Origin of the sequence: Lacticaseibacillus rhamnosus, from assembly GCF_900636965.1 — a bacterium.
Taxonomy (GTDB): Bacteria; Bacillota; Bacilli; order Lactobacillales; family Lactobacillaceae; genus Lacticaseibacillus; species Lacticaseibacillus rhamnosus.
Map to the genome: position 1 here is coordinate 1,126,745 of NZ_LR134331.1, position 22,020 is coordinate 1,148,764.

Here is a 22,020-nt window from a genome sequence, read left to right on the forward strand (position 1 = left end):
AAATTAAAATGAATACCAACATGTTCATGCCTAATAATCTCAGCGGCGAATGTTTAATCAAACTGTTACGGCTAACGACTTTTAGGCTGGCTGCCAGTCATCATACGCTTGCGAAAACGCGGGTGATATTCATAGAGAATGAGGGCTGCGAGGCCGATCAGCCCCATGATGGTGACCAGCCAACCAAGCGGTATCCCCGGGGTGTGGTAAGTGAGGGTAAAGGTAGTGGCTTTTTTAGGGACTTTAATCCCAATGAAGCCGCGATAATTTTGAATTTTCACGGACTGGGTATCTGCTTGCCAGCCTTTTTCGTAAGGGATAGTGAGCATGATGTAGCCACTGTTGTTTTTTTGCGTGGTTAACGATAGACGGCCGTTTTGGATGATTTGCTTAGGTGCGTTGGTTTTGGCGGTTTTAACCGTTTGCTTGAAGGCTTGGCGGTTAAGGGTATACAGCGCAAAGTGATCGAGGTCGATTTGGCTGAAACCGCGATTGAAGGTCAAGGTGACGGTGGTCGGTTTCGTGGCATTAAGTGGCAATGATACGGTCTTGGAGCCGTTGTCGGGATCATTTTTAAGGGGGATGTTGTTAATGCTGATGGTCATATCCTTGCGCATGCCTTCACCCATCACGAGATATTGCTGCTCGCTGCTAGGGTTGACACTTAAGGTAATGCTGGCCCCAAGCTTTTTGTTTACCTTGGTTGCCACGGCATTGGTGAGGGTGGTCAGCGGTTTGACGTTATCGACACTGATCCCGGAGAAATCAGAAGTGGTGAAGATCGGGGCCGTTTGCTGGTTCGTCAAAGTGGCAAAATAAGCATTTTGTTGCAAGACCGGATTTGCCTGCACTTGGGTTGGAATTTTGCTGAAAATCTGAGTGGCCACGGGTAAGGCATCCGGATTTTCATAAATATTAAAGAGCTGGTTGTGACCGACTAATTTGTAGGCTGGCAAATCATAGCGGGCATTGAAAATATTGCGCGAGGAAGCTTGTTGATACTCGGAAGTGCCGACTTTTTTACTCGTCGTGTTGAGGAGCAATAACTGTTTGACGCCGAGTAAGCTTTCTAGCGGCCAGGTGAGGTCATTGTTTTTGACCCGCCCGGCTGAACCGATTGCCCCGACATTGGTGAGGGTATTGATGGTGCTGGTGTTTAAAACCGAAGAAAAAGTGCTGATCCCGTTGAAGTTATATTGGTAGGGATCGTCCATGGAGCGTTGGGTGTCGGCATTAATGCGATAGAACCCGGATGGCCCGATTTTTTTAGCATCGTTGTAAGCGGCACTAAGCACTTTGCTGGTGACGGTGAAATCGGCTTTGGAGATGAAACTGATGGCGCCGAGGCTGGCATAGGCATTGGCGCCTAAGTCGATGACAAGCAAGGTCAAAAGTGCGCCAACCGTCCATTTTACCGGGAATAGGCGGGTGGCATAACTGTAGAGCAGCACGGCGGCGGTTAGGAGCAGGATACCGGCGAGGATCAGATGCGGTAAGGTGACATATTTGTGTGTTCCCATGCGCAAGGCGGCGGGGATGATGAGCAGCCCGCCGATGACTAGACTGGTGAGGAGTAAACGTAACCGAGACACGGCTCGCAGCTGCATGAGTCCACGGAGACTGAGTAGTAAGAACCAAAAAATGACAATGAATGAGTGGCGGTATAAATACCACACCGGCGCGCGGAACCCTTGCCAGATAATGGCGAGAGGATTGAGCCAGATGGATAATATCAAGAGTAACGTCATGCCGGCCGAAATCAAGCGTTCGCGAACCGGAATCGTGCGGGCAAGGAAATAAAAACTGGCACCTAATAGGCCGATCATGCCCATATACAGGTTAGGCAGGCCATTAGAGAGCTGATCAAAATTGAAACTACCCGGAAGTAACTTTGATGGCAAGTCAATCAGCGAATACAAGGCTTTGAAACTGAAATCAGCACCTGCACTGGAAAGGCGGGAAGCACTCAGCGCGTAATAGGTCGGAATGAGCACGACCGCCGCGATCATACCGCTGAGTAGCGAGCCAATAACAAATAGGCTGATTTTTCGCAGTAATTGCGGTTGATGTTGAATCGCCCAGTGCCAGCCAAAGTAAAGCGCCGCAAAAATGGCGACCATGAAGCCAATGTAATAATTGGTGATGAATGCCAGACTCAGCGGGATGACGTATGGTAGCAGCCGTTGCTCATCAAATAATCGTTCAATGCCCAAGACCACAAGTGGTAACAGGATTACCCCGTCCATCCACATGATATTCAAAAAGTTGGCAACCAGAAATCCGGATAGACCATAGCTAATACTGAAGACAAAGCTATACCAGCGGCCGCCTGTCAGATAATTCGCCAAGGCTTGTGCTGCCATGGCCGCGGTGCTGTATTTAAGCGCGGTCACGAATAAAACCGCCACTGGTAATGCGGAGCGGGGAACCAGAACAAATACGAGATTAAATGGACTTAACAAATAGTAAGTCCAGTTGGCATACATGCCGCCGCCAAGACTATTGGAAAAAGAATAAGCTTTACCGGCAGTACCCAGCAGTGCGTGTTTTAGGTAAGTAAAGAAGTCGACATATTGAACGGCCGAGTCATTAGCAAGAATGGATGATGAGCCAAACGGAGCCATTTTTAAAGCCGCAAAAACGATGAGGCTGATGACAAAAGTAACACCGAAACTAATGAAGAGTAGTGGCCAGGTTGATTGTTTGTTTGAACGCGACATATCAGACGAGGACTCCTTTTTGAAAACCTTGAAAATCAAATATTGTCATTAATTATGATAGCAAGCGAAATAACAGGTTAAAAAATCAGGTAACCTTAACTATTAATTAAATCATAACGCAGAATGGCTCGGCACGCGATCGTCAGGAACTGAGCGCGAGCCGGCGCGCTTAGAAGTCGGAGTGTAAGTGGCCTCAGGCGTGATGACCGTACTTTGGTCATTGCGCCTGAGGTCCTTACACGCAGACTTCTGCGCCGGGGAGCGCGTTATGGCGATCGCACCGTCCCGTTCCTCGGCACACATGACAACTTACGATTTGAAAGTTACAATATTGGGAAAGCACTAGCGGGAGGATTTTCATGCGCGCGGATACCGAAGATTCAGGTTTAGTTTCACAGCTTAAGGCCAATGCAATCTGGCTATTGCCACTTTTAGCGATTATTTTGGTGTTGCTTGTCCAGTGGCCGCAGTTACATTTGACCTACATTTTCCATCAGGATGATACGATGCCGCAGTTACGCCGAATGGAGAGTTATGTGACCAGCGTCCGGCATGGTAGCTACTTTCCAAAAGTCTTTCCCGAAGAAGTACGCAATTTCGGCTATGCTTTTGATGCCTTTTACCCGTCATTGTTGTTATTGCCATATGTCTGGTTGCGACTGGCAGGGATGGGGATTGTCAGTGCTTATTACGGCTATCAGACGCTGATTCTAGTGGCAACTGTGGTCACGGCTTACGTTAGTTTTTTGCGGATTCGCCGGCAGCCACTGGCAGGATTCGTCTTTAGTCTGGTTTACACGACAGCGGTTTATCGGGCCTTGGATGCCTTTGTACGCGGGGCTTTGGGCGAGAATTTGGCGTTTATTTTCTTGCCGGTGATTGCTGCAGGTATGTATGAAATTTATGCCAAGCAGTCGCGTAACTGGTTCTTGCTGGCATTTGGCGTGACTGGGTTGATGTATGCGCATATGTTGTCACTCGTGATGGTGCTGGTATTTCTTGTCGGCGGGTTCCTGGTTTTGGTGGCGTTGCAGCGGGTAACGTGGCGCATGGTCAGATATACGGCCATGGCGGCAGTGAGTGCGTTGTTGATGGGCTTGGGCAGTTATTTGCCAATGGTCGAACTTTCCCGGCACCTGTCACTTAAACTCGCGGATTCGGCAACGATTTGGCCCAATTATCTTCAATTCAATTTAGGTGATTTAGTCACGAACTCATTGAGCATGTATGCCTCAACCAGCAGCATGCAAAATGTCAGTCAGGCTTTTCGGCCGGGGATTGGCGTCTTGATGCTTGTGACGGCCATTGCACTCGCCATTTTTTGGGTAAAGTTGTCGCGGGCAGTCAAAGTTGCGGCTGGTTTGGGCTTTATCGGTATTTTTCTAAGCACTGATTTATTTCCGTGGGCATTATTTAGCAAAACCGTGTTAGGCACGATTCAATTTCCTTGGCGATATTTGGAGTTAGTGACCTTATTCTTCAGTCTGGCGCTTGGTCTTTTGGTTGCAGATCGGTCGCAACCGCAACCATTAGCTTTGGGGTTGGTGCTGGCGACTTGCATCGTCGGCTTTAGCTATGCCGTTAATATCAACACGACCATGATCAATGCCAACACTTACCGCATTACAGATAAAAATGCGGTTTCATACTATCAGGATTCTACCGGTGGCGGAAGTGAATATGCGCCGCGAGAATTCGACATGACCACATTCTTTAAGAAAAATCATCAGACGGTTTTGGCGTCACATAACCTTGAGCATGTTACCACCCCGACCCAAAACTACAATGACATGCAATTTTCGTACACGAGTCGGCGTGCCGTGACGCTAAGATTGCCTAAGTTTGCTTATGTTGGTTATACGGTGACGGTTGATGGCCGCCCAACTGCCTATCACCCAAGCGGCAAACTTGACCGTATCACGCTTCATGCACCCGCGGGTACGCATCATGTTCGGGTGGTTTACACCGGAACCGTCTTGCAACATGTGACCGGGTGGATCTCGCTTGTCGCTGCGTTTGTCTTTTTCGCTTGGTGGATCGTTGTCCATGCTCGGAGGCAACGGGATGTGGATGATGCGCTGGTTTAGTAAGTTTGCGAAAAGCGTTGAATGTGCGGATAACAAGCATTTTAAAACACAATCTCATGGCAGTTTTTGAACAGCGGCAATTTCTGAACTTCCTAAAATTAGATATATTCGGCGTTCTTGGACTGTGAGACCCCATATGCTATGCTTTCTGAAGGGATAGATAGGGTAAATTATGTTCAGCGAAGAGATCAGAGGTGATGTTGAAGTGTTTGAAGATAAGTATAAGATGTCCGATGCGGAAGAAAAGTTGCTGTTTGAGAAGAATCTGCCTTCCATGATTTATCTTGCTGGAAAGTACGAAAACTTAAGCACCACATTGCTCGATACTAAAGCAATTATCAATAATCTGACCATTAGCGGGGTTAAACCTGATGATGTTGAAGTTGTCCTTAACTTAAAAGCAGCTTACAAATATATCGTCGGATTACCGCAGACGATTCAGTTTGGGATTGAACAAATACAGAAAATCAATCTTATCATTCAAGGTGCAGGAACGCCTGACGCAGGTAAATTCAGGACTAAGACGGTATTAGTCGGTTTAACCAACGAAGATTATGTCCCTGCCATTCCAAATGAAGCCAATGTCACCAAAAATCTGGAAGCGCTGTTAACCTCTCAAAAGAGTGCTACTGAAAAAGCGATACTACTGATGCTTACATTGTCACGGCAACAAATTTTCACAAACGGGAATAAGCGAACGGCGATAGTAGCGGCTAATGCATTGATGTATCAAGCTAAAGTCGGTTTATTAGCAGTGCCAGAGAAAAAGATGCATTGGTACCTGTCTCAATTAGCCAAGTACTACAAAACAGGGAGAGCTGATCAACTTAAGCGGTGGCTGTATGAACATGCGGTTTTTGGCATTGAATAAGTGATGTTTCGATTGAAAATGGTAGTTGTTTTGAGCCATTCTGTTGGCATCGCGATATAACCAGAAAAATAAGGCAAGCTGACCTTGATTTTGCAAAGTCGGCTTGCCTTATTCACTTAATCTCGCGAGCAATGAAGATGGGGCGCCTTTTGGTTTCCAAATAGATGCGACCGATATAACGTCCTACGATGCCAAGTGCAAAGAGCTGCAGGCCGCCGATCATCAGAAAGATCGAGACCATAGAAGGCCAGCCGGATGTCGGATCGCCGAACAAAGCGGCACGGACAACGATGAAGATGAGAGCGATGAACGCACCGATGAAGCTGGTGATGCCGACAATGGAAACAAACGTTAGCGGGGCATCGGAGAAGTCGATGATGCCATCAGTAGCATAACGGAGCAAATTGGGGAACGACCAACTCGTTTGACCGTGTTGGCGTTCAATATTGCGATAAGGTAGATACTTGGTTTTGAACCCAACCCAGCTGAAAAGTCCCTTGGAAAACCGATTACGCTCGGTCATTTGGACAATGGCTTCAACCACTTGCCGCGTCATTAAGCGAAAATCACGCGCGCCGGGAACGATTTGCGTTTGCGACACTTTATTGATGAATTTGTAGAACATATCCGAAAAGAAAGAACGCAGATGAGCCTCGCCAGACCGATCCACGCGCTGAGCTCCAGCCATGTCGTAGCCTTCTTGTAAAATTGCGTACATATCCGGCAGCATTGATGGCGGATCCTGTAAGTCGGCGTCCATAACGGCATAGTAGTCGGCTTTAGCAGTTGAAAGGCCGGCATACATCGCTGCTTCTTTACCGAATGAGCGGGAAAGATCGATATAATGAACCTGATCGTCTTTAGCTTGCAACTGCTTGATTTGATCGAGGGTATCGTCAGTAGAACCATCGTTGACATACCAGATTTGCGGTTGCAATTGCGGCAAGCTTTCACGAAAAGTCTTGATCAATGCTTGATAAATCAGTGGAACATTTTCGGTTTCATTATGACAAGGAATAATAATTGCCACGCTTTGCGGCATGAAACGGCCTCCTCGATTTCAAGTTAATTTTCTTAATAAATTGATGATTCCTAGCAAAATCAATACTCAATCATCATGCATCGTTTTAACGGCCTTGGCCAAGCTGTCGGCCTGACTTGATACGGTTGTCAGGTTCGCAGTCATGACATCGATTTGCTGATTGAGTGAGCTGTAATATTGGTTTAGTTGGGAGATTTGCGTTTCTAGGTCGGCTTGAGACGTCTCTTCACTGTCAGCAGTGTTATCAAAAAAGGCATCTTCTGCTGTCTGCATTTCGCGGTAGTAGCTAACCAGCGTTTTGTGATCCAATTTGGCGAGCTTCAGACTTGTTAGCACTTTGTTGACTTGAGTTTGGGGGGTATCATCGGTCGGCTGGTTATTTAACTTGGTGAGCGTGTTATTGGCGTTTACTAAAGCAGTATTGGCTGCCTCAAGCTGTTTGAACGCAGCTGCACGTTTGGCGAGCAGCTTTTTAACGGGGCCGTCATCATTTCTGAAATCTGTATCAGGATGATCTTGATACGCTTTTTCAAACGTTGATGGAAACGCGCCGACGCTATCACCAATAATTTTTAGTGCAGCTTGTTCTTTTTGCACTTGTGTTTGAACGGTAGCGGTTGTGGTTTTTAATTGTTGTTTAGGGTTTAAAGTGGCCGAACATCCGGCAATCAGAAGTGCCAGACCCGCGAGCCATATGAGTATTTTTTTCATCAGCAACTCCTCTAAATATATGGTAGCGTAAAGCCGGCTGAAATACTAGCAGCAGGGGGATTGCAAATGAATTTCACCCCTGAATCCTGTTTCTTCAGGATACGAGAAAAATGAAGCGGCAACAAGTTCTTTTCAAGGATCATGATAAGGTGGTCGGTCAGTGGAAAGTTTACGTGACGACAGCCGCGGCTAACGGTAAAATAACAGATATCTGAGCGCACATAGCTGACGGGCGGGCTAAAAAATTTGTGGTGTAACTGGTTTGATGCGTTCCTATGCTAAACTGACAGGTGGAGGGTGATGACGATGCACATTGGGATGCGCACAATCAAAACAGCGGTAGGGACAGCAGCAGCGATGTTGATCGCTTATTCGTTGCACTTGGAATATTGGGCCGCTGCCGGTATTATTACCATTTTGTCAGTGCAAAACACAACGAAGGCGTCGTTTCGGTTAGTCGCCTACCGCTTATTAGCCACGCTGCTAGGATTCGTGATTGCGATCGGGGCGTTCTTGATTTTAGGCTACAATGCGTTTGCTTTTGGCGTTTTCTTGGTGATTTTTATTCCGATTACCAATGTGTTCGCGGTCCAAAGCGGGATTGTGATGACTGCCGTTTTGGTAACGCATTTTATGATGGCGCGCAGTTGCAGTTGGTTTTGGATTAAAAACGAACTTTTGCTGCTGGCGATCGGGGCCGGGGTGGCGCTCATTGCCAATCTGTTTATGCCAAGTCTTGAAGCTAAGATCATGGGCTTTCAAAAACAAGTCGAAGCCGAGATGCGTGAAATTATTGATCATATGAGTCAGCAGTTAGGGACAGATCAGCTTAAAAGTGCGGACAATTGGGCCAATTTATCTGATTTGAAGATGACGCTGGACGCAGCAGTTGCGTGGGCCAATCGACATAGCGATAATCAGTTGTTGTCTGAAAATGACTACTATCAGGCCTATTTTGAAATGCGCGCGAATCAATATGAACTGCTGCGGCAGATGCAAGATAGTTTGGATCGTATTGAAACGCCGGTGATGCAGGCGGCGGTGATCAGTGATGCCTTGGCAATGACAGCCAGTGTTTTGAATGAAGACAATCCGGCAGCGCAATTGGTGACAATGGTGAAGAAAATTCAGCGTGATTTTGCTGCCTCACCTCTGCCAACGGATCGTGCTTCTTTTGAAAGTCGCGCCCGGTTGTTCTATTTTCTGGAGGATTTTTCCCGGCTGTTGCAGTTGAAGCGGAATTTTAATCATATTATTTCTTCGCAGAATTGAATCAGACGAGCAATTGCCTAGCTGAGCGAATGGCGTAAAGTTTCAGTGGGTGTTAAGCAAGGCTGCATCAGTTTAGACGATTTTAGAAGCAGTGCGATGGGTCACCTTGTTCGATTATTAGGATAGAAAGCAAGAGCTGGCGGAGCGGTGGCGGGCTCAGTGGTGAAATTGGTCTTAAGCGGAGTGGGCTTCTCCGCTTTAGACCAAGGCCGAGCTTCGAAACCGCGGTCTTTGCGGGTTCGAAGTCGTGCCCACCACTCTAGCTGCGCGGTCGCCAGCCCCAGCCACCGCGGAGCCAGCTCGGAGTATCGGAAATCACTTAATTAGAGTAGAACCGAGAAAAACCTGACACTTACTTGAAAGCGTTCCTACTTGCTTGGTTTTTACCGTGATGTTAGACTAAACATGTACTTTTTGAATGGTCGTGGTTGCATGGTTTCAGGACTTTCTTCCACTTGTACCAAACAGAAATACACGATATTATCATGCGTCAATAGGCGCAAGGAGGAATGTTCTCATGGAACACGGCACAGTTAAATGGTTCAATGCTGAAAAGGGTTACGGTTTTATCACACGTGAAGATGGCAGCGATGTTTTCGTTCACTTCTCCGCAATCCAAGGCGAAGGTTACAAGACTCTTGAAGAAGGCCAAGCGGTAACGTTTGAAGTTGAAGACAGCGATCGCGGCCCACAAGCGGTTAACGTTAACAAAGACTAATTTAAAAGTTTCAAAACAAAAGTGTACTATTTTGAATTTTATTTCAAAATGGTACACTTTTTCTTTTGATTAGGTGATTAGCGTTTAGCGCTTCAAGGCTCAGAAGTCCCGTCTGGCAAACTCGGGATCAGATAACACGCTTAAGTTCAATCACCGTAAAGCACAAGTATTGCCGTGGTTTGTAATGACACATATCATTACAGGCGAAAGGGTGACAAGCATGACTGTTAAAACTTATCGGCTAGGAAACTCAATTGTGGTTACCGTTCCAGCGTTATTCAATATTGGCGAAAACGTTGAATATCAACCGATTATTGACGAAAATGGCGTCATCAGCCTGCTACCTGTTAAGCATCATATCTTCAGGGGTAATGCTGGCTACGATTTACGTCAGGCAATGCTGGAAGAAAATATTGGTGACAATGATATTCCAATTGGACGTGAGGACGCCTGGCATGAATAGTGATAATCAGATCCCATATCAGTAGGCAGGTTGGGTATTTGAATACATTAAAAGATCAATCATTTATGTCTGTCTATCAAACATTCAAAAAGGGGTCTACACTTTTTGGCGTTGGTGATATATCAACACTAAAGATGTAGGCCTTTTTTGGCGATGGAGAGCTTCATAAGCAGCTGTTCATGGTAAACTGATAGTTAGCAGTTATAAGCTTAGGATTGGGCTATGGAAGGCGGGGGGCACATGTTAAGATTTGAAGAGGTAGCACCTGATGCAAGACTCCAATATCTGGATCTCTTGTTGGTGGGCGATGAGGATCCGGCTATGCTTCAGCGCTATTTAGGTGCAGGGACACTTTTTGCGGCCATTGATCAGCAGGTGCCGGTTGGCGTTGCCATGGTGGTGGCGGTCAATGCGACCACGGTAGAGTTGAAGAATCTTGCGGTCACGCCTGCCCGCCGCCGTCAAGGGATTGCATCAGGATTATTGCGGCATGTCAGTTTGGTGTACGCCGAGAAATATCAGGATATGCTGGTGGGTACCGGAGATGTTGATTTTGATAATCTTCGGTTTTATATGCGCCGCGGGTTTCGATTTGATTCGATTCGCAAGCATTTTTTTGATGAATATAGTCAGCCGGTTTATGCTGATGGCTTGCGATTACAGGACATGATCGTGTTACGCCGCAAATTGTTGTTGACGCGTGAGGATAAGACAAAGGAGTAAGGCTATTGGCGAAAAAGCGCCGACGTTTTACCTTAAAGAAGGTTCCATTGGCGGCTTGGCTGGTCATCGCTTTTTTTGCGGTTGGTTCAATGTTGGTTGTCAGCTCGTATTGGTCGCAACGGCAAGCCGAAGTTTCACAGCGCCAAGCAATTGTCGATAAGAAGGCGGCTGAAAAAGCGAAGAAAGAGGCTTTTATCAAGCGATTGGTGCCGACAGCCCAGGCCATGCAGAAACAGTATGGTGTCTTAACGAGCATTACGCTGTCCCAAGCGATTCTTGAGTCTGATTGGGGAACGAGCACGTTAGCCAAGGATTACCATAACTTATTTGGCATTAAAGGGACGGATCCTGCCACCACGAAAGTATTACGGACGAAGGAATATGTTAACGATAAATGGATTACCGTTAATGGTCGGTTTCGGGTTTATAGCGATGATGCTGCTTCGATTCGTGATCATGCCTTGTTATTCGTTAACGGTACCGACTGGAATCCGCAACAGTATGCAACGGTAAGAGCCGCAAAAGATTATAAGACTGCTGCCTCGGCTTTGCAGACGGACGGCTATGCCACTGATCCGGATTATCCCCAGAAGCTGATTCATTTGATCGAAGCATGGAATCTGACCCAGTATGACAATTGAATGTTCGTATTTTGTTGATTATTGAATCCTCGTTATTTGGTTATGGTAGCGCCAAATTGCGGGGATTTCGTTCTTTTATCGCTGTGAAAGCGGCTACTTAGTTTGTTCGGGAATTAGTGAGCTTGTATTGTTCCACGGCGTTTTTTATGGTAAGCTGATTGAAAATTTACAAATAAAAGGAGTGCTTGTGGTGAAATTACTGGAAGACCGGATTAAAAAAGATGGCCAGGTTATTGGAACAGACGTATTGAAGGTGGACAACTTTTTGAATCATCAAGTTGATCCTGATTTAATGGCTGATCTTGGTAAGGAAGTCTACCGGCGTTTCAGCAATGAGCCGATTACAAAGATTTTGACAGTTGAAAGTTCTGGGATTGCCCCGGCGATTGCCACCGCGATGTCGTTCCACAAGCCGCTGGTGTTTGCCCGCAAGCATAAGAGTCTGACGTTGAAAGATCACCTGTACACAGCAACGGTTTACTCGTTTACCAAAAAGACTTCCAATGAGATTGCCATTTCGCGGAAGTTTTTGTCGGCTGATGACAATGTGTTGATTATTGACGACTTTTTGGCTAACGGACAAGCAGTTGAAGGATTAATGGATATTATTGATCAGGCTGGGGCAACTTTAAGCGGCGTTGGTATTGTCATTGAAAAGACTTTCCAAAAAGGCCGTAAATTGTTGGATGATAAGCACATTCGCGTGGAATCGTTGGCGCGGATTCGTGCATTTGAAGACGGTCAGGTTGTTTTTGAACCGGAGGACTAGGCTCGAAGATGAAGAATAAAACAATTTCCAATCCAAAAGCAGCGGCATTGGGGCTGCAACATTTATTAGCGATGTATTCGGGTTCAGTGTTGGTGCCGATTTTGATTGGGGCATCGTTGCACTTTACCTCTGAGCAAATGACGTATCTTGTCTCGATTGATATCTTCATGTGCGGGATTGCGACGGCTTTGCAGGTGTTTGGTAACAAATATTTCGGCATTAAATTACCGGTTGTGTTGGGGTGTGCAGTTCAGGCAGTGGCGCCGCTCATTATGATTGGCCAGAAGTTTAACTTCCAAACCATGTATGGCGCCATCATTGTTGCTGGGCTGTTTGTTTTTCTCATTGGCGGTGCGTTTTCTAAACTGCGCTTTTTGTTTCCGCCACTGGTGACCGGTTCCTTGATTACCGTGATCGGTCTGTCGCTGATTCCGGTTGCTTTCCAGAATCTAGGCGGGGGTTCGACGACAGCCAAAGACTTCGGCAATATGACGAACCTGTTTGTCGGCGCATTTACGGTATTATTGATTTTGGCTATTAATGTCTGGGGACGCGGCTTCTTGCATTCAATCGCGATTCTGGTCGGCTTGATTGCGGGCACGGTCTTAGGCGGGTTCCTCGGCTTAGTCAGTTTTCAGCCGGTCATTGAGGCAAGTTGGTTCCACGTCCCGACGCCATTTTACTTTGGGGTTCCACAGTTTGAATGGAGCTCAATTGTGACCATGATTCTGATTTCAATGACGTCTATGGTTGAAAGTACCGGTGTTTTCTTTGCACTAGGGGATATTGTCGGGCGTAAAATTGAAGCAGATGACCTGAAACGCGGGTATCGCGCAGAAGGCCTAGCCGTGGTACTCGGCGGTTTGTTCAACACCTTCCCGTACACAACTTTTTCGCAAAATGTCGGGTTGGTGCAGCTTTCCGGAATCAAAACCCGCAAGCCGGTAATTTATTCGGCAGTCTTCTTGGTTATCCTTGGGTTGCTGCCGAAAATCGGCGCCTTGGCAACGATCATTCCGGCACCGGTTCTTGGTGGTGCTATGCTGGTGATGTTCGGGATGGTTGCGGTGCAAGGTATCCGGATGCTGCAACAGGTTGATTTTGAAAATGATAAGAATTTACTGGTTGCCGCGATTTCAATCGGTTTAGGCTTAGGGGTAACGGTACAGCCGCATATTGTTCAGTTCTTGCCAAAAACCATTCAACTGTTGTTTGGATCAGGGATTTTGATGACAAGTCTGAGTGCGGTGTTGTTGAACTGGTTGTTTAATTCACCAAGTCGTCATCCTGAAATGCCGGTTGATCGCGGGTTAAACGAACAGGATTCAGACAAATAAAGTCAAAGCGAGGAACAATTGTGACGCAATTTATTAGTCCAGGCGCTACCATCGGCATTATTGGCGGTGGCGTATCAGCTTTTCGCATGGCTGATACTGCAAGCTTAATGGGCATGCGGACTGTGGTTTTAGCACCGACCCAAACGGATATTGCACTGGAAAAAGCCGATATTCCGTTGGTCGGGCAAGCGGATGATCGGGAAGCATTAAAAGAGTTGACGCAACTGAGTACGGTCATGACCTTTACCGATGAAAACGTTGACGGCGCTGTATTGGCTGAATTAGCAACCAGCAGCCAATTGCCGTCAGGAACCGATATTTTGACCGTGACCCAGGATCGGTACTTGGAAAAGGTCTTTCTTGACGATCTCAACATGAATATTCTGCCATATACCCAAGTCATCACGCCTAGCGATATTAATGAAGCAATTGACACCATTGGCTATCCGGCCTTATTGAAGCCAATTCAAAAGGGGATGGGCGTGGATCAGCAGTTGTTGCTGGCAACCCCGGCGGATGTCGATCGCGCCAAACAATTACTGCAGCAGCGTCCGTACATTTTGGAAGCCTATTTGCAAAATATTAAAGAAGTTGCCGTCATGGTCGCCAAGGCTGATAAAGAAATCCGAATTGGGCCGGTGATTCAGAATTATTTTGAACATCATCAACTCAAAGCATCTTCGGTTCGGGCTGACGTTGATCCGGCGGTGATTGTTGAGATTCGCCGCATTGCAGAAAAAATTGCCAAGAAGCTTGATTATAATGGCATTTTCAGTCTTGAATTTTTCTTGGCGGCTAACGGGACCCTGTACGTCAAACGGGTTTTCCCGGGGCCAAAATTGTATGGTCACCTCATGCAATGTACCAGCGATATTTCGGAATATGAACTACATCTGCGCGCGATTCTCGGCTGGCCGCTGCCAGAACTGGAATTGGCCGAAGATGGCGTTGCGATTCCGTTACGGCAAAAAGACATGGATGCGGTTTTGACGCAGATTCAAATCAAGCCGGATTGGCGGTTTGCTTTCTATCCGACTGGCAATGAGTTAGTCGGCGAGATTGAAATCGTTGGTGATTTGAAAGCAATAAAAGACAGCATCAATGCCACGGGACATTTTGTGATTCAGTAAAGATTCTCGAGCGTGCCGGCTGCATGGAAAAGTCGGCATGCTCACCGGTGATACGATGATGAGTATAGAACATGGCGCTTACAATAGAGGAGGAAACTACCTGTGATTCCGCGTTATAGTCGTCCTGAAATGGCGGCAATTTGGTCAGAAAAAAATCGTTATGCTGCATGGCTGGAAGTTGAAATTTTAGCGGCTGAAGCCTGGTCGAAACTAGGCGAAATTCCGGAAGCCGATGTTAAAGCTTTACGGGCCAACGCCAAGTTTGATGTCGATCGAATCCACGAAATCGAAGCGGTCACGCACCATGACGTGGTCGCATTTACGCGGGATGTTTCCGAAAGCCTTGGCGAAGAGAAGAAGTGGGTGCACTTTGGCTTAACCAGTACCGATGTGGTCGATACGGCTCAAGGTTACTTACTTAAACAGGCTAACCAGATTCTACGTGCGGATTTAGCCGTATTAAAAGCAAGTTTGGCGAAACTGGCAAAAGCCCATAAAGATACGGTTATGATGGGCCGGACGCACGGGGTTCACGCTGAGCCAACAACATTCGGTCTGGTTGTTGCCACTTGGTATTCGGAACTCAATCGCGATATTCGGCGATTTGAAGATGCGGCAAGTGATGTTGAAGCAGGAAAGATCAGCGGGGCGGTCGGAACTTTTGCCAACACGCCGCCAGCTGTGGAAGCTTATGTGACCAAGCAGCTAGGCATTCGCGCACAGGAGATTTCAACCCAGGTATTGCCGCGTGATCTGCATGCCCATTACATTCAAACGCTGGGCCTGATTGCCACCTCAGTTGAACGGTTTGCCTTGCAGATTCGGCATATGCAGCGAACCGAAGTGCATGAAGTCGAAGAACATTTTAACAAGGGGCAAAAAGGTTCCAGTGCGATGCCGCATAAGCGTAACCCAATCGGCTCGGAAAATGTCTCCGGATTGGCGCGGGTGATTCGCGGGTACGAAACGCCGGCACTAGAAGATGTCCTACTATGGCATGAACGGGATATCTCCCATTCCAGTGCCGAACGTATCATGCTACCGGATGCAACCGGCTTGCTAGATTACATCCTGCATCGTTTCACGAGTATTTTGGATCATCTGGATGTTTTCCCGGAACGGATGAAGGCCAATATGAACCTCACACACGGCTTGATTTATAGCCAGCGAGTGATGTTAAAACTCATCGAAAGTGGTTTGAGTCGGGAACAAGCCTATGACCTAGTTCAGCCTAAGACCGCGATTGCATGGGACGAGCACCGCGACTTCCGGCCGCTGTTAGAAGCCGATCCGGAAATCATGGGCCGGTTAAGCGAGGCTGACTTAGATGATGCGTTTGATTATCACTATCATCTCAAGCATGTTGATGAAATCTTCAAGCGCGTTGGACTGGCTTAGTTTCACAAGTTTGCTCAGAATATGATAACGAAAATTGACGCTAGAATTTTTCTAGGGTCAATTTTTGTGTTTAAATTTTAAATTTGAACGACAGTCGTTATCCGGTACGCTAGCGCCAACTTTTTCAAAATCGGTGCCGGTGACAATAATCGCAAAAAAAGACCTTGCAATGTAACTTCGCAAGGTCATTTGGTAACGGCATGTAGTGATAAGACAGGTGGTTGTTGCCAAGCATTTTGAGGATTGGCACTGAGCAGCGATTGATCGGTTGTCAGGACCAATAAGCAGCTTTCGGTTTGTTGCAAAGCATGGTTGGCTTCGGTTAAGAACTCGCGGGTAACTTGCGGATCAAAAATCTCGGCATGACCGCTTAATAGTAAATATCGTTTTTTACCCATCAAACCACGATAAAATTGCAAATAGATCCGTTGCAACGTGTTTAAAGTGGCCGCGGGTTGATCGAGAACCGGAGAAGTATTGGCAAGCCATTCCGGCAAAAAGTCCGTATGCTTGGTGTGCCCATTGATGCAAAGGTTATTCCGAACACTGAGATAATCCAAGATACCAGTGTCGCGACTACTGATGAAAGCAAGTTGCTTGATGAGGCCACCATTAATAAAATCCTTGATATATTGGTCGCGTAATGCGGTCAGTGCTTCCTCATCCGGGACGTATAAATATTGAATCGTTTTAGGCGCGAAAAGCTTTGCAAGTCTTTCACGATAGATATCAAGCTGCTTTGACCGAAATAACATAGCTGTCTCCTAACGCGGCATGACAAGCCGTTTGCGAATAATCGAAAGCGGGGTTACCAAGCCTAGATTGGTGACGAAAATCACGCCAAGGCCGTTTCTCAATGTTGTCAAGAAGCCGGCCGGTTGGGTGAGGTCGTCCGTTTTACCGCCGTAATAGAATAAGGTTTCACGCGTAAAGCCAGTTAGGTGACGGGCAAAGAGTTGCTGAAAGGCGTGATTCATGTCAATTCCACGATAGCCTTCCTGTAAAAGATGACCAAAAGCAGAACGATTCGCATTGGTCAGAAACTGAATCAGCTGATCATTAAATAAAATAATCAGAAAAACACTAATGATAAAGCTGATTAAGAAACTGAAAAATGCTTCAAACGCATATTGTAACCCGATGGACATGCTGCTTTTGCCGACCAAATAAAGCGCATCGGTTTCAGAACGTCGCAGAAACCACAGCAAGGCCGTCCCGATCAACCAGCAAATACCATTAATGATGACGACACGATTTAATAATGTTTGCGTGATTTGCATCATTTTAATATGGGCTTGGCCAACTTGCGTACTTAGCAGAATCGTTTGTTTATTTTGGGTACCAAAAGAATTTAGCCGCTGTAAAAAAGCGCTTTGTGCGGATTGGTCGATCATTTCACTCGTTATCAGCATGATGCTGATCAAGCAGAACGCAACTGACAGCAGCATCATCACAAAGTAATAACGGCGATGATAACGGAAACCCGAGAACGTTCGCTCAAAGAAATGCATCTACCCGTTCACCTCACAAGCAGTATAAGCAATGAATTTGAACAAAGTGTGAACATAAACCGAGCATTCATTATGTTATTTGATTCATTTGAGCTGGTTATTCTTGATATTGAGGGTACTGGAGCTGCTAGATGCACTGCTGCTAGCGGATGAATCGGTTTGATTTTGAACTTTTTCCGGAAAATCGGTGATCGGTGAGGTGTCATCTGCTAATTCAGGCGCATCGGTTTGATAGAGTCCGGTTGTTGATTGGTCGTTATTTTCGCTATAAAGACTCGTGCTCTTGCTGCCGCGACCGTGTTCAATCGACAGCACATTGCTGAGACTTTGATTGTAATCATACTGGCTGGGATTAATCGGTTTAAAGCCTAATGGTACATAGAAACGCAATAGATTACGATTAGCAACGTCATCGGATAGACTAAGCCGCGTGTCAACTGATTTCTGGTCCTTATCAATGGTTGCTTGTAAGGCTGGCGTCATGGTCACGAGTTTGCCAGTCGTATTATCATAAACTTTGCTGCCTAAAACAGTGTACTTCGGGGTGACAAAATTGTGATTTCGAAAAGCAACGACATTGTCATGCTGGTTGGAAAGCAGATCGGTACCAAATTGGACGTAGCGCTTACTGCTGATCCCAAGCAAATGCAGTAGCGTCGGTAGAACATCAATTTCGCCGCCATAAGTATTGTTCACGCCGCCTTTAAGACCCGGCATGTGGAAGATTAGCGGAACCCGCTGCAGTTGGGCATCGTCAAAGCCATTCCAGTCACTGGCGTCTTTACCTAACAATGGCGCTAAGGTGGTATTACGATCGTTGCTGATACCAAAATGATCACCATACAGCATCACGAGTGAATTTTTTTCCAAACCACTGGCCTTCAGGTAATTAAAGAATTCCCGTAATGCTTCATCAAGGTAGTGAGCCGTCTTGAAGTAACCGTTGATCGTCGCGTCATCAGTACCGGCATCCGGGAAATCCGAATCCGCCTGGGTGATATAAAATGGATTATGGTTACTGGTCGTAATAATTTTAGTGTAAAACGGTTGCTGGAGATGCTCTAAATACTTCGGTGTTTCTGCCAGCATCAATTTATCTTTAATCCCATATTCGGTGGCCGCTTTTTCATCATGATTATAGAAGTTGCCGGAAAAGTAATTGTTATAGCCAAGACTCTTATAAACATTATCGCGGTTCCAGAATGAAGCGGAGCCGCCATGGAAGACAGCACTGGTATAGCCAGCGCGTTGATTTAAAATTGCCGGGGCGCCTTCAAACGTATTTTCCGTTCCCAGACTGCTGAACAAGGATCCATTGGCAATCCCGAACGTACTGGTTTCCAGCATATTTTCCGCGTCACTGGTTTTGCCGAGTCCGACTTGATGGAAGAAATTATTGAAGCTTAACGTGTCTTTTTCTTTAATCAACGAGTTCAGAAATGGCGTTACTTCCTGACCATCGATTTTTTGACCGATCAGAAATTGCTGGAAGCTTTCAAGGTGAATGATGATCACGTTCTTGCCTTTAGCGGCTCCGTAATAGCTAGCGTTAGGAGCGGCATAATGCGAACGCGTGTATTGTAGAACCGGATCGAGATTGGCACTGTCTGCCTGAGCCCGTACCTGATTGTTTTGTGCCGTTTTAGCTGCATCGTAAATTGTAAAAGGCGCCAAACCGAGATATTTGACGATGTAATTACGATCAAAGGTCCGCGTCAGCAACTGTGGTCGATTCATTTCACTCACTGCCGTCATCAAAGCAAAAAAGGCAATGCCAAAAACCGTCACCGCTTGGGGCAGATGGAAGGGCAGGCGGCTGGTATCCAACGACAGCCCAAAATGCGGCCACTTAAGCCGTTGATTATGGATATAGCGCCAAATATTCCAGATGCTGTAACCCAAATAAGCTAAAATTACGATCACAATGTCCAGAATATAAATTAAATCGTGGGGTTTGACCATACTTAAAGAACTGGCACCGAGTCCTTGGCTGACTTTTGACACACCAAGAATCGTTGTGACCGTCAAGAAGTCGGTAAATTCACGATAATAAAGGACGTTGGCGAGCAATAATAACGTGCTTAATATGTAGACGATCAGGCCAATAGCGTAACCGCGGCGGGCATGCTTGGGGTATAGCCCTAATGACAGGAGAATAATGCCCGTTCCCAACGGATTTAAGATGAGTAGGGTATATTGCAGCGGGTCATTCAGCCCGAGCGAGAAGTCAACGAAATACCCGAAAATCGTTTTTGCCCACAATAAAAAAAGCAGCAGGGCTAAGAAGCCGATTCGAGTATTGCGTACCCATTGTAAAAGTTGATTGAGTCGTAACCGTTTCAAAGCGGCAACTCCTTTCCACTTTGTTCTTTGTCATTGTACCCGCAAAACGGCAATTGCACAAAAAGAGACGGTAAGCGCGAGCCGGCGCGGTTAGAAACCGGAGTGTAAGTGGCCTTATCCGTAATGGCCCGGTCTTGGCCATTACGGATAAGGTCCTTACACGCAGGTTTCTGCGCCGGGGAGCGCGTTATGGGCGTAAAAGCGGATCTAGTAGCCTCAGACGTGACGGCCGTACTTTAGCCATTGCGACCAAGGCCCTTACACGCAGACTTCTGCACCGGCGAGCGCGTTATGGGCGTAAAAGCAGACTAGTAACCTTGAGCGTGTTCACAGGTTTTGGGTCATTGCGTCTAAGGTCCTTATGTACAGGTTCCGGGCTGGTGAAGGGGAACCGCCAATGATAATTGCTGTATTCAATAGCGTACCGCAGTTTGCCTTAACCTAGGCATTGACGGCTGATTCTTATGGAGTCTTTAAAAGTTGCAACGCTTGTGGGTATCACGCGTTGTGTTTGCTACAATGGCAACTGGAGGTATCGCCATGCTTTTTTTGGGGCCATTTTATAACTGGATTAATTCAACGTCTTTGAGTCAGGTGAACCATTTTCCTTTGGTGCGGCTCATTATTTTTAGTCTGGACAAGACCATCCTTTACCTATTAGTGTTTGCCGTTTTGCGATGCCTCTGGCTGGTTCGACATCATCGGCGAACGACATTCGGACGCGAACTGAAATTGGGATTGTTTGTCGGCTATTTGATGCTACTGTTTGCACTCACGGTTTTTCGCGATGTGTACTATCCGTGGCAATTGGTTTTTCATTGGCAACGCTCACTTTCTGTCATTAATCTACACCCCATGGTCGAAACGCTGAAATTGCGGCAGGCCGCCAGTCATTTTGACTTATGGTATCAGTCGTTAGGCAATGTTGCCTGGTTTATGCCGCTGGGCTTTGGCATTCCTTGGGTCAGTGTGCATCGGCGGCGATTGTTTGCCGTTGTCGGGATCGGACTTATCACATCATTAAGTATCGAGACTTTACAATTCTTGCTGATTAGCGGCGTTGCTGATATTGATGACGTCATCTTTAATGTTATCGGCGCTATTTTGGGATATGCCTTTTACCGGTTATTGCATCCAAAAGGTTAGACGGCGGTCGCTTCAATTGAAGCAGTCAAGCTTTTTTTCGCAACACTAACCGCCTACCTGCGCGAAAAATTCGACTTGTTTTGCTGGGAAAAGAACGATAGAATATTTTTTTGTGTTCTATTTTCGATAAAAAACGCGTATATCTGCAGGCGCTTCTGTATAAAGACTTTCTATGGAAGAAACCCACGTTCATCTCACGTGTAAAGTCGTTTATATGAAGTTTTCTAAGCAGGTGTATTCGTACTCAGTTAAACGATACGATAAAGAAAGAGGCGCATTATGGTATTTTTACTTGCGTTGATCCCGGCACTTGCTTGGGGTTCCATTGGCCTGGTCAGTGGCAAACTTGGCGGCAATGCCTATCAGCAGACTTTGGGGATGACGTTTGGCGCGCTGGTTTTTGGCGTTGGCACGTTATTGATCATGCATCCGGTTCTCGACACTAAGACTTGGCTGCTTGGCATTATTTCTGGGTTATTTTGGGCATTAGGACAGGGACAACAGTTTCAGTCTATGAAATATATGGGTGTCTCAATGACCATGCCGATTTCAACCGGCATGCAACTGATTGCGACCACGTTGGCCGGTGCATTGCTGTTTCATGAGTGGCATAGCGGCCGTGATGTGTTGCTTGGCATTTTGGCGTTGGCGTTACTAATCATTGGTGCGACGTTGACTTCGCGGCGGGAGCAAAATGATGACTTCACCTCGGAAACCGGCGTCGCTAAGGGTTTGCGGACGTTACTGATTTCAACAGCAGGTTATGCCGGCTACACGATTATCGTCAATGCCGGCCAGCTTGGTGCTTTGGCAGTGGTGATGCCGCAATCGCTTGGAATGATTATTGGCGCTTTGTTGATGAGCATCGGGCATGAGCCTTTTGCTAAAGCCACTGCGAAGAATGTTTTAACCGGACTCTTGTGGGGGACCGGTAATGTGTTCATGCTGTTGTCAATGGCAAATGTCGGGTTGGCAGTTTCCTATTCACTTTCACAAATGGGCATCGTTATTTCAACGTTTGGATCCATTTACTTACTTGGTGAGCATAAGACGCGTAAGGAAATGATCTGGGTCAGCTGCGGTTCGGCTCTCGTCATTCTTGGCGGGGTCGTCTTAGGGATCATGAAAGCAAAGTAAT

General features: G+C 46.6%; 19 protein-coding genes. 13 read left to right on the forward strand and 6 right to left on the reverse strand.

The window, feature by feature from the left end; genetic code table 11:
- Window positions 1-71 precede the first annotated feature (71 nt).
- Window positions 72-2,720: a YfhO family protein gene (locus tag EL173_RS05870; protein WP_020752210.1), complete on the reverse strand. Its 2,649-nt coding sequence runs from the start codon at window positions 2,718-2,720 to the stop codon at window positions 72-74.
- Window positions 2,721-3,079: 359 nt separating this feature from the next.
- On the opposite strand from EL173_RS05870, the gene EL173_RS05880 reads away from it, so the two are divergent.
- Window positions 3,080-4,807: a glycosyltransferase family protein gene (locus tag EL173_RS05880; protein WP_005688913.1), complete on the forward strand. Its 1,728-nt coding sequence runs from the start codon at window positions 3,080-3,082 to the stop codon at window positions 4,805-4,807.
- 205 nt (window positions 4,808-5,012) lie between these two features.
- Window positions 5,013-5,678, forward strand: a complete 666-nt coding sequence (locus EL173_RS05885) for a Fic family protein (protein ID WP_005716121.1) — start codon at window positions 5,013-5,015, stop codon at window positions 5,676-5,678.
- Between the two features lie 112 nt (window positions 5,679-5,790).
- Here the strand turns inward: EL173_RS05885 and EL173_RS05890 are convergent, their stop codons facing one another.
- Both EL173_RS05890 and EL173_RS05895 read right to left on the reverse strand, forming a co-directional pair.
- A complete protein-coding gene (locus EL173_RS05890) occupies window positions 5,791-6,720 on the reverse strand; it encodes a glycosyltransferase family 2 protein (protein ID WP_005688915.1) in 930 nt (309 codons plus the stop codon).
- 66 nt (window positions 6,721-6,786) lie between these two features.
- Window positions 6,787-7,431, reverse strand: a complete 645-nt coding sequence (locus EL173_RS05895) for a YkyA family protein (protein ID WP_005685809.1) — start codon at window positions 7,429-7,431, stop codon at window positions 6,787-6,789.
- 306 nt (window positions 7,432-7,737) lie between these two features.
- On the opposite strand from EL173_RS05895, the gene EL173_RS05900 reads away from it, so the two are divergent.
- From EL173_RS05900 to purB, 9 genes are all read left to right on the forward strand, one after another.
- A complete protein-coding gene (locus tag EL173_RS05900) occupies window positions 7,738-8,703 on the forward strand; it encodes an aromatic acid exporter family protein (RefSeq protein ID WP_014571269.1) in 966 nt (321 codons plus the stop codon).
- A gap of 517 nt (window positions 8,704-9,220) precedes the next feature.
- On the forward strand, window positions 9,221-9,421 hold the full coding sequence (locus EL173_RS05905) for a cold-shock protein (RefSeq protein ID WP_005685812.1): 201 nt from the start codon (window positions 9,221-9,223) through the stop codon (window positions 9,419-9,421).
- Window positions 9,422-9,641: 220 nt separating this feature from the next.
- Complete coding sequence (locus EL173_RS05910; RefSeq protein WP_014571270.1) at window positions 9,642-9,884, forward strand: hypothetical protein; 243 nt, start codon at window positions 9,642-9,644, stop codon at window positions 9,882-9,884.
- Window positions 9,885-10,124: 240 nt separating this feature from the next.
- Complete coding sequence (locus tag EL173_RS05915) at window positions 10,125-10,607, forward strand: GNAT family N-acetyltransferase (protein WP_014571271.1); 483 nt, start codon at window positions 10,125-10,127, stop codon at window positions 10,605-10,607.
- A 5-nt stretch (window positions 10,608-10,612) separates the two neighbouring features.
- A complete protein-coding gene (locus EL173_RS05920) occupies window positions 10,613-11,248 on the forward strand; it encodes a glycoside hydrolase family 73 protein (protein WP_005688925.1) in 636 nt (211 codons plus the stop codon).
- 190 nt (window positions 11,249-11,438) lie between these two features.
- Complete coding sequence (locus EL173_RS05925) at window positions 11,439-12,017, forward strand: xanthine phosphoribosyltransferase (RefSeq protein ID WP_014571272.1); 579 nt, start codon at window positions 11,439-11,441, stop codon at window positions 12,015-12,017.
- An 8-nt stretch (window positions 12,018-12,025) separates the two neighbouring features.
- The gene (locus tag EL173_RS05930; RefSeq protein WP_005688928.1) at window positions 12,026-13,354 is read left to right on the forward strand and encodes a nucleobase:cation symporter-2 family protein; all 1,329 of its coding nucleotides are present in this window, start codon (window positions 12,026-12,028) and stop codon (window positions 13,352-13,354) included.
- A gap of 20 nt (window positions 13,355-13,374) precedes the next feature.
- Window positions 13,375-14,484 carry an ATP-grasp domain-containing protein gene (locus EL173_RS05935; RefSeq protein ID WP_005711311.1) on the forward strand — a complete coding sequence of 370 codons (1,110 nt, stop codon included), beginning with the start codon at window positions 13,375-13,377 and terminating at the stop codon, window positions 14,482-14,484.
- Window positions 14,485-14,586: 102 nt separating this feature from the next.
- Entirely contained in the window at window positions 14,587-15,882 is a 1,296-nt protein-coding gene (purB, locus tag EL173_RS05940) for an adenylosuccinate lyase (protein WP_014571273.1), read from the forward strand.
- Between the two features lie 185 nt (window positions 15,883-16,067).
- On the opposite strand, the gene EL173_RS05945 is transcribed toward purB, so the two are convergent.
- From EL173_RS05945 to EL173_RS05955, 3 genes are all read right to left on the reverse strand, one after another.
- Complete coding sequence (locus EL173_RS05945; RefSeq protein ID WP_005685821.1) at window positions 16,068-16,637, reverse strand: hypothetical protein; 570 nt, start codon at window positions 16,635-16,637, stop codon at window positions 16,068-16,070.
- Window positions 16,638-16,646: 9 nt separating this feature from the next.
- Complete coding sequence (locus tag EL173_RS05950; protein WP_005688935.1) at window positions 16,647-17,393, reverse strand: hypothetical protein; 747 nt, start codon at window positions 17,391-17,393, stop codon at window positions 16,647-16,649.
- 84 nt (window positions 17,394-17,477) lie between these two features.
- Window positions 17,478-19,736: an LTA synthase family protein gene (locus tag EL173_RS05955; RefSeq protein WP_005688937.1), complete on the reverse strand. Its 2,259-nt coding sequence runs from the start codon at window positions 19,734-19,736 to the stop codon at window positions 17,478-17,480.
- Window positions 19,737-20,276: 540 nt separating this feature from the next.
- On the opposite strand from EL173_RS05955, the gene EL173_RS05970 reads away from it, so the two are divergent.
- Entirely contained in the window at window positions 20,277-20,882 is a 606-nt protein-coding gene (locus EL173_RS05970; protein WP_005713742.1) for a VanZ family protein, read from the forward strand.
- Window positions 20,883-21,161: 279 nt separating this feature from the next.
- The gene (locus tag EL173_RS05975) at window positions 21,162-22,019 is read left to right on the forward strand and encodes a GRP family sugar transporter (RefSeq protein WP_005688941.1); all 858 of its coding nucleotides are present in this window, start codon (window positions 21,162-21,164) and stop codon (window positions 22,017-22,019) included.
- Window position 22,020: the final 1 nt, after the last annotated feature.

Coding starts and splice junctions, on each gene's coding strand:
- EL173_RS05900 (WP_014571269.1), top strand. CDS start 7,738: ATGCACATTGGGATGCGCACAATCAAAACAGCGGTAGGGACAGCAGCA.
- EL173_RS05890 (WP_005688915.1), bottom strand. CDS start 6,720: ATGCCGCAAAGCGTGGCAATTATTATTCCTTGTCATAATGAAACCGAA.
- EL173_RS05930 (WP_005688928.1), top strand. CDS start 12,026: ATGAAGAATAAAACAATTTCCAATCCAAAAGCAGCGGCATTGGGGCTG.
- EL173_RS05945 (WP_005685821.1), bottom strand. CDS start 16,637: ATGTTATTTCGGTCAAAGCAGCTTGATATCTATCGTGAAAGACTTGCA.
- EL173_RS05910 (WP_014571270.1), top strand. CDS start 9,642: ATGACTGTTAAAACTTATCGGCTAGGAAACTCAATTGTGGTTACCGTT.
- EL173_RS05950 (WP_005688935.1), bottom strand. CDS start 17,393: ATGCATTTCTTTGAGCGAACGTTCTCGGGTTTCCGTTATCATCGCCGT.
- EL173_RS05975 (WP_005688941.1), top strand. CDS start 21,162: ATGGTATTTTTACTTGCGTTGATCCCGGCACTTGCTTGGGGTTCCATT.
- EL173_RS05905 (WP_005685812.1), top strand. CDS start 9,221: ATGGAACACGGCACAGTTAAATGGTTCAATGCTGAAAAGGGTTACGGT.
- EL173_RS05915 (WP_014571271.1), top strand. CDS start 10,125: ATGTTAAGATTTGAAGAGGTAGCACCTGATGCAAGACTCCAATATCTG.
- EL173_RS05895 (WP_005685809.1), bottom strand. CDS start 7,431: ATGAAAAAAATACTCATATGGCTCGCGGGTCTGGCACTTCTGATTGCC.
- EL173_RS05880 (WP_005688913.1), top strand. CDS start 3,080: ATGCGCGCGGATACCGAAGATTCAGGTTTAGTTTCACAGCTTAAGGCC.
- EL173_RS05970 (WP_005713742.1), top strand. CDS start 20,277: ATGCTTTTTTTGGGGCCATTTTATAACTGGATTAATTCAACGTCTTTG.
- EL173_RS05870 (WP_020752210.1), bottom strand. CDS start 2,720: ATGTCGCGTTCAAACAAACAATCAACCTGGCCACTACTCTTCATTAGT.